The sequence below is a fragment of the Pseudomonas sp. ACN5 genome, from assembly GCF_002303975.1.
Lineage (GTDB): Bacteria > Pseudomonadota > Gammaproteobacteria > Pseudomonadales > Pseudomonadaceae > Aquipseudomonas > Aquipseudomonas laurylsulfatiphila.
Genome location: NZ_MRCP01000023.1, coordinates 76,126 through 83,002, shown reverse-complemented (window position 1 = coordinate 83,002; position 6,877 = coordinate 76,126). Strand labels below are relative to the sequence as shown.

General features: G+C 60.0%; 5 protein-coding genes. 2 read left to right on the top strand and 3 right to left on the bottom strand.

Annotation, left to right across the window (positions count from 1 at the left end; translation table 11 throughout):
* Nucleotides 1-244 precede the first annotated feature (244 nt).
* From BSF40_RS29255 to arcD (BSF40_RS29245), 3 genes are all read right to left on the bottom strand, one after another.
* Nucleotides 245-1,255, bottom strand: coding sequence for an ornithine carbamoyltransferase (locus BSF40_RS29255; RefSeq protein WP_007974406.1), 1,011 nt, complete (start codon nucleotides 1,253-1,255; stop codon nucleotides 245-247).
* 68 nt (nucleotides 1,256-1,323) lie between these two features.
* A complete protein-coding gene (gene arcA, locus BSF40_RS29250; protein WP_095967947.1) occupies nucleotides 1,324-2,580 on the bottom strand; it encodes an arginine deiminase in 1,257 nt (418 codons plus the stop codon).
* Between the two features lie 33 nt (nucleotides 2,581-2,613).
* A complete protein-coding gene (gene arcD, locus BSF40_RS29245; protein WP_095967946.1) occupies nucleotides 2,614-4,041 on the bottom strand; it encodes an arginine-ornithine antiporter in 1,428 nt (475 codons plus the stop codon).
* Between the two features lie 443 nt (nucleotides 4,042-4,484).
* Between arcD (BSF40_RS29245) and arcD (BSF40_RS29240) the strand changes: the two genes are divergently transcribed.
* Nucleotides 4,485-5,912, top strand: a complete 1,428-nt coding sequence (arcD, locus tag BSF40_RS29240) for an arginine-ornithine antiporter (protein ID WP_095967945.1) — start codon at nucleotides 4,485-4,487, stop codon at nucleotides 5,910-5,912.
* On the top strand, nucleotides 5,909-6,772 hold the full coding sequence (locus BSF40_RS29235) for a DNA-3-methyladenine glycosylase (RefSeq protein WP_095967944.1): 864 nt from the start codon (nucleotides 5,909-5,911) through the stop codon (nucleotides 6,770-6,772). Before arcD (BSF40_RS29240) ends, BSF40_RS29235 begins: the two co-directional genes overlap by 4 nt.
* Nucleotides 6,773-6,877 lie beyond the last annotated feature (105 nt).

Below are 6,877 nucleotides of genomic sequence, written 5' to 3'. Positions count from 1 at the left end.
CGGTTCGCCGCGGCGGAGCAGGGCATTACCGCCCAGAGCAACGACGATACGCATGGTGTCAGTCCTTCTAAGCAAAGAGGTTGCAAGCAACGCGGTCTTTCTGTGGAACCCGGACCAGTGTGGGAGCGGGCTTGCTCGCGAAGACGGTGCATCAGTCAACATTGATGTCGACTGACACTCCGCTTTCGCGAGCAAGCCCGCTCCCACATTGACCCTTTTCCGTCAGTGGGAGCCGAGTCAGCCGTTAAAGATCAGCCAGCGTCGACACCAGAATCGCCTTGATGGTGTGCATGCGGTTTTCCGCTTGCTCGAAGGCGATGCAGGCCGGCGACTCGAACACGTCATCGGTCACTTCGATGCCGTTGCTCAGGTGCGGGTACTGCTCGGCAATCTGCTTGCCGACCTTGGTATCACAGTTGTGGAACGCCGGCAGGCAGTGCATGAACTTGGTGCGCGGGTTGCCGGTGGCTTTCATCAGTTCGGCGTTGACCTGGTATGGCAGCAGTTGCTGGATGCGTTCGGCCCAGGCTTCAACCGGTTCGCCCATCGACACCCAGACATCGGTGTGGATGAAGTCGACGCCCTTGACCGCCGCTTTCGGGTCTTCGGTGAGGGTGATGCGCGCGCCGCTTTCTTCACCGTACTGTTTGCAGCGGGCGACCAGGTCGTCCGCCGGCCACAGGGCTTTGGGTGCGCAGATGCGCACGTCCATGCCGAGCTTGGCGCCGATCAGCAACAGCGAGTTGCCCATGTTGTTGCGCGCGTCGCCGAGGTAGGCGTAGCTGATTTCGTGGATCGGTTTGTCGGCGTGTTCACGCATGGTCAGCACGTCGGCGATCATTTGTGTCGGGTGATACTCGTCGGTCAGGCCGTTGAACACCGGTACGCCGGCGAACTTGGCCAGCTCCTCGACGATTTCCTGCTTGAAGCCACGGTACTCGATGGCGTCGTACATGCGCCCGAGCACGCGGGCGGTGTCCTTCATGCTTTCCTTGTGGCCGATCTGCGAGGAGTTCGGGTCGATGTAGGTGACGTTGGCGCCCTGGTCATAGGCGGCGACTTCAAACGCGCAGCGGGTGCGGGTCGAGGTTTTTTCGAAGATCAGCGCGATGTTGTTGCCCTTGAGATGCTGCTGTTCGGTGCCGGTGTACTTGGCACGCTTGAGGTCGCGGGACAGGTCGAGCAGGTAGCGCAATTCGCGAGGGGTGTGGTGTTCCAGGCTCAGCAGATTGCGGTTATGGATGTTGAACGCCATTTTGGATCTCCTAAGGTGTCGGTTATCCCCTTGGCCCGAACTCGGTAAGTGCGGGCCAAGGTAATAGGTTAGTAGTCGATCGGATCGCGGATGATCGGGCAGGTCATGCAGTGGCCGCCGCCCCGTCCCCGGCCGAGTTCGCCGGCGCTGATGGTGATGACCTCCACCCCGGCCTTGCGCATCAGGGTATTGGTGTAGGTATTGCGGTCGTAGCCGATGACCACGCCCGGCTCCACGGCCACCACGTTGTTGCCGTCGTCCCATTGCTCGCGTTCGGCGGCGAAGCTGTTGCCGCCGGTTTCCACCACGCGCAACGCTTTGAGGTTGAGGGCCTGGGCCACGGTGTCGAGGAAGTTGCTGTCTTCGCGTCGGATGTCGATGCCGCCTGCCTTGCTTTCATCGGGACGCAGGGTGAAGGCGACAATCTGGTTCACCACTTCCGGGAAAATGGTGACGAGGTCGCGATCGCAGAAGCTGAACACGGTGTCCAGGTGCATCGCCGCACGGGATTTCGGCAGGCCGGCGACAATCACTTTCTCCACGGCCTTGTTCTTGAACAGGTTCACGGCCAATTGGGCAATGGCCTGGCGCGAGGAGCGTTCGCCCATGCCGATCAACACCACGCCGTTACCGATCGGCATCACATCACCGCCCTCAAGGGTGGCGTTGCCGTGGTCCTTGTCCGGGTCGCCGTACCAGATCTGGAAGTCGGCGTTGGTGAACTCGGGGTGGAACTTGTAGATGGCGGTGGTCAGCAGGGTCTCCTGGCGGCGCGCCGGCCAGTACATCGGGTTGAGGGTGACGCCACCATAGATCCAGCAGGTGGTATCGCGGGTGAACTGGGTGTTGGGCAGCGGCGGCAGGATAAAGCTTGAGTGGCCGAGGAAATCGCGGAACATCTCGATGGCCTTGCCGCCGAAACTGGTCGGTAAGTCGTCGCCCGATACGCCGCCGATCAGGAACTCGGCGATGTGACGTGGCTCCAGGCTGCGCAGCCACGAAGCGGTTTCGTTGATCAGGCCCAGGCCCACCGAGTTGGCGGTGATCTTGCGCTCCAGAATCCAGTCCAGGGCTTCGGGGATGGCGACGATGTCGGTCAGCAGGTTGTGCATTTCCAGCACATCGACGTTACGTTCGCGCATCTTGGTGACGAAGTCGAAGTGGTCGCGCTTGGCCTGGGCCACCCACAGCACATCATCGAACAGCAGTTCATCGCAGTTGTTCGGGGTCAGCCGCTGATGGGCAAGGCCTGGGGAGCAAACCATGACTTTGCGCAGTTTGCCGGCTTCGGAATGGACGCCGTACTTAACTTTTTCCGTGGTCATTACAGTGATCCTCCAGATGACAAAACAATTGCATTACAGGGTCAGGAAGCCGTCGTAGAGACCGTAGGCCGCCACCACGGCGCCGACGACCACCGCAGCGAAAATCAGCTTCTCGACGTTGGTGAAAACCGGTTTGTCGATTTCCAGCTTGGCCTTGGCGAACAGGATCACGCCGGGGGCGTAGAGCAGGGCGGACAGCAGCAGGTATTTGGTGCCGCCGGCGTACAGCAGCCAGACCGCGTAGACCAGGGCCACGGCGCCGATGATGAGATCTTTCTGCCGACCGCCTGAGGCGCCCTCGTAGGTTTCGCCCCGCACGGCCAGCAGCAGTGCGTAGGCCGCCGACCACAGGTACGGCACCAGGATCATCGAGGTGGCGAGGTAGATCAGCGACAGGTAAGTGCTGGCCGAGAACAAGGTGATGATCAGGAAGATCTGCACCATGGCGTTGGTCAGCCACAGGGCATTGACCGGTACATGGTTGGCGTTTTCCTTGCGCAGGAACGCCGGCATGGTGTGGTCCTTGGCAGCGGCGAACATGATCTCCGCACACAGCAGCACCCACGACAGCAACGCCCCCAACAGCGAGATGATCAGGCCGACGCTGATCAGCACTGCGCCCCAGTGGCCGACCACATGCTCCAGCACCGCCGCCATCGACGGGTTCTGCAGTTTGGCCAGTTCCGGCTGGGTCATGATCCCCAGCGACAGCACGTTCACCAGGACCAAAAACAACAGCACGGTGACAAAGCCGATCACGGTGGCTTTACCCACGTCGCTGCGTTTTTCCGCCCGGGCTGAAAAGATGCTCGCGCCTTCGATGCCGATGAACACCCACACGGTGACCAGCATCATCTTGCGCACCTGGTCCATCACACTGCCCAGGTCCGGGTTTTTCAGGCCCCAGATGTCGGCGGTGAAGATGTCCAGTTTGAAGGCGAACAACGCGATCAACATGAACAGCACCAGCGGCACGATCTTGGCGACGGTGGTCACCAGGTTGATGAACGCGGCTTCCTTGATGCCTCGCAGTACGAGGAAATGCACGGCCCAGAGCAGCACCGAGGCACCGATCACGGCGGCAGGGGTATTCCCCTCCCCGAATATCGGAAAGAAGTAGCCGAGCGTGCTGAACAACAGGACGAAGTAGCCGACGTTGCCCAGCCAGGCACTGATCCAGTATCCCCAGGCGGACGAGAAGCCCATGTAGTCGCCAAAACCGGCCTTGGCGTAGGCGTAGACCCCGCCGTCCAGGTCGGGTTTGCGATTGGCCAGGGTCTGGAACACGAACGCCAGGGTGAGCATGCCGACGGCGGTGATTGCCCAACCGATCAGAATGGCACCGACATCGGCACTGGCGGCCATGTTTTGCGGCAAGGAAAAGATCCCGCCACCAATCATCGAACCGACGACTAATGCAACCAGTGCGCCGAGTTTGAGTTTTCCGGGAGCTTCAGACATTGCATGACTCCAATGCAGGAGAAGAGAGGCAACAGACTAATTCCGTTGGCTATCCAATCAGCTGACTTGGATCACTAAATGAAAGCGTTCCCAGTTTCGTGGCGGAGTGCTATCACTTGCAAGGCGGCTGCTTGTAATGCTTGATCTAGAGCCTTTCTGTGAATAATTTCAGTACTTTTGTACTTTGTTTCGAATTATGACGCTAGTTGGTTTTTCAGAATTCGCCAATCTTCCTCACGGGTTTTTTGTACGAAATGGATGTATTGGCAAAACGTATACAACAAATGATTATATCGGCGCCTCTAATAGCCGTTTTGTGCAAGTAAAGAGACATATATTGGCGTTATCCAATAAACGTTATTACGCTTCAACAGTTTAGTTGACGCCCGATATGTGACGATCTCGCGGCAGTTGTCGCCCCCTGGAAAAATGGAGATGCAACGATGTCGCAATCACCGAACAAGCTTCGCCTGAGCGCATTGATCGCCCTGGTGGTGGGTTCGATGATCGGCGGCGGGATCTTTTCCCTGCCGCAAAACATGGCGGCCAGGGCCGATGCCGGGGCGATCCTGATCGGTTGGGCGATCACCGCCGTCGGCATGCTGACCCTGGCGTTCGTGTTCCAGACCCTGGCCAATCGCAAGCCGGAGCTGGAGTCCGGGGTGTATGCCTATGCCAAGGCCGGGTTCGGCGACTACATGGGCTTCTCGTCCGCCTGGGGATACTGGATCAGTGCCTGGCTGGGCAACGTCGGCTATTTCGTGCTGCTGTTCAGCACCCTTGGTTATTTCGTTCCGGTCTTTGGCGAAGGCAACACGCCGATCGCCATCGCCTGCGCTTCGGTGCTGCTCTGGACCGTGCATTTTGTGGTGATGCGCGGGATCAAGGAGGCGGCGTTCATCAACCAGGTGACCACCGTGGCCAAGATCGTGCCGTTGATCATGTTCATCGTGATTGCCGCCGTGGCGTTCCAGGCGGATATCTTTACCCTCGATATCTGGGGGCGTAACAACCCGGAATTCGGCAGTGTGATGGATCAGGTTCGGCACATGATGCTGGTCACCGTGTTCGTGTTCATCGGTATCGAGGGGGCCAGTGTCTATTCGGCCCGGGCGGAGAAACGCTCCGACGTGGGCCGGGCGACGGTGATCGGGTTCATTGGGGTATTGGCACTGCTGGTGCTGGTGAACGTGTTGTCGCTGGGGATCATGACCCAGCCGGAACTGGCGAAACTGCAGAACCCCTCGTTGGCGGCGGTGCTTGAGCATATCGTCGGCCCCTGGGGGGCATTGCTGATCAGCGTCGGCCTGGCGATCTCGTTGTTGGGTGCGTTGCTGTCCTGGGCGCTGCTGTGCGCCGAAATCCTGTTCGCTACGGCGAAAGACAAGACCATGCCGGCATTCCTGACCAGGGAAAACGCCAACCGTGTGCCGGTCAATGCAATGTGGCTGACCAACTCGATGATCCAGTTGTTCCTGCTGATCACGCTGTTTTCCGCCGGCACCTACACCAGTCTGATTTACCTGGCGTCATCGATGATTCTGGTGCCGTACCTGTGGTCGGCGGCCTATGCGGTGTTGTTGTGCGTGCGCGGGGAAACCTACCAGCAGGCAAGCGCCGAGCGCAGTAAGGATTTGCTGGTTGGCGTCATCGCCTTGAGTTACGCGGTGTGGTTGCTGTACGCCGGCGGCTTGAAATATTTGCTGCTGTCGGCGTTGTTGTATGCGCCGGGTGTGATCCTGTTTGCCAAGGCGCGTCATGAACAGGGCATGCCATTGTTCACGACGCTCGAGAAAGGCATTTTCACCGCGGTCATCGGCGGCGCCGGGCTGGCGGCTTATGGGCTGTATAGCGGGTTGCTGAGTCTGTGAAGCTGTTGCTGGCGTATCAGCCACCCTATGACTGGCCGGCCATGCTGGGATTTTTGTCGGCTCGGGCGATTGCGGGACTGGAAACGGTTGCCGACGGCGTCTACTCGCGCAGCATCGATCTGAAGGGGATGCACGGCAGCTTTTCTATCCGGCCTGCCACGTCTGACGCCCTTGAGCTGACGCTGGACTTCCCCGACCCGAGCGCCGTGCCCGACATCGTCGCAAGCGTGCGGCGGATGTTCGATCTCGATGCCGACCTCGCCACCATCCATCGGCATTTAGCGGGTGATCCGCTGATGGCCCGGTTGATTGTCGAGCGTCCCGGACTGCGTGTGCCGGGGGCGTGGGACGGGCTGGAACTGGCGATTCGCGCGGTGCTGGGGCAACAGATTACGGTGGCGGCGGCGATTCGCCTGGCGGGGAAACTGGTGGCGCAATATGGCGTGCCACTGGGTAAGCCGTTAGCGGGTTTGAGTCATGTGTTCCCCACGGCGCAGGTGCTGGCGCAGGCCGATCTGGCTGCGTTGGGCATGCCGCAAAGCCGAGGCCGGACCTTGTCGGGTGTGGCTCAGGCATTGCTCGATGACCCGCGATTGTTCGAGCCCGGTCGGGAGGGGGGCGTAGCGCGGTTACTGGCGTTGCACGGGATTGGTGACTGGACGGCGCAATACATTGCGTTGCGCCAGTTGCGGGAGATGGATGGTTTTCCCAATGGCGATGTGGGGCTGGTCAATGCGTTGGCGGCCCTGGAGGGTGGGCCGGTGACGGCGAAGCAACTGTTGGCGCGGGCTGAAGGGTGGCGGCCCTATCGCGGGTATGCGGCGCAGCTTCTTTGGACTTCGTTGAGTCGGGCGGACTGAGTTGATCCGGAATTTGTATCGATAGTCCTGACGCCTTCGCGAGCAAGCCCGCTCCCACAGGTGATCGCAATAATATGTGGGAGCGGGCTTGCTCGCGAAGGCGAT